The organism is Acetobacter sp. UBA5411, assembly GCF_002409645.1.
In the GTDB taxonomy this organism is placed as follows: domain Bacteria; phylum Pseudomonadota; class Alphaproteobacteria; order Acetobacterales; family Acetobacteraceae; genus Acetobacter.
Genome location: NZ_DHNR01000018.1, coordinates 24,003 through 24,895 on the forward strand (window position 1 = coordinate 24,003; position 893 = coordinate 24,895).

Here is an 893-nt window from a genome sequence, read left to right on the forward strand (position 1 = left end):
GTGCAGCGGCGTGCGCAAGGGGGTAACGTCCGGTATGTGAATGCCCGCATCCCATACGTGCTTGCGCAACGCGAGCGCATCAGGATTAACGGACAGGCGTACAGACTGGAGGCTGTTCACGGCCCGAAGCACGGGCTTCATGGTGCCCGCACGAATGGCCTTATTGATGGCTGTGCGCGATTCAGGGCACTGCTTACGGACCAGCGGCAGAAACTGCTGCATCTGGCTGGTCAGATAGGCCCCGCTGCGTCGGTTCTTCCACGGAAGCGGCCGGACAAGCATGGGCCGGAACGGTGGCGAAAACATCAGGTTACTGCCCTCGACATCGTCCAGCAGCTCATTCGCTTCCTTGGAAAACCCGGCGCGGTATTTCTTCAGCTTTCCTTCCGTCTCTGTCAGGCGGAACAGGCAGGTGACGCTGGCCGCATTCCACAAAGGTGCGCCCATCAGCACGCGCGTGCTGTCGTCCCACGCAGATTCTCCTATGTCGGATTTCTTGGCCCGCAAACCGCTGCGGCCCCGCTTCAGGGGTGCATTCGCCTGAATGGCATCCAGTATCCCGCCCAGCTGGAGCAAGGTGTAGGTCAGCGTGGCGCGAGAATAAGCTGCATTCCACACGCATTGCAGGGCTGCGGACGCAACGGTAGGCAGATCAACCCGTTTCAGGACAGAATACCACGCAGGACGCTTACCGACCTTGCCCGTATCATAGTGATCCAGCTGGGCCTGCAAAAAGCCTGCCACCAGCGCGACCATTACCGGCATGGTCAGCTTTTCTGCCCGCGTGGCCAGCCCATTAATGGCTGCCCGTGCATCGCGTATGGACGCCCGTTCGCGCCCCACAAGAAGCGCGTTATGCTCGCGCTCTATCTGCGCGGCCTCAAGAGTAGTTG

Annotated in this window: 1 protein-coding gene; it reads right to left on the reverse strand. The window is 60.7% G+C overall.

All coding sequences use genetic code 11. The features are described from left to right. A partial coding sequence (locus B3759_RS05175) for a hypothetical protein (RefSeq protein WP_291364303.1) occupies positions 1-893 on the reverse strand: 893 nt, incomplete at both ends.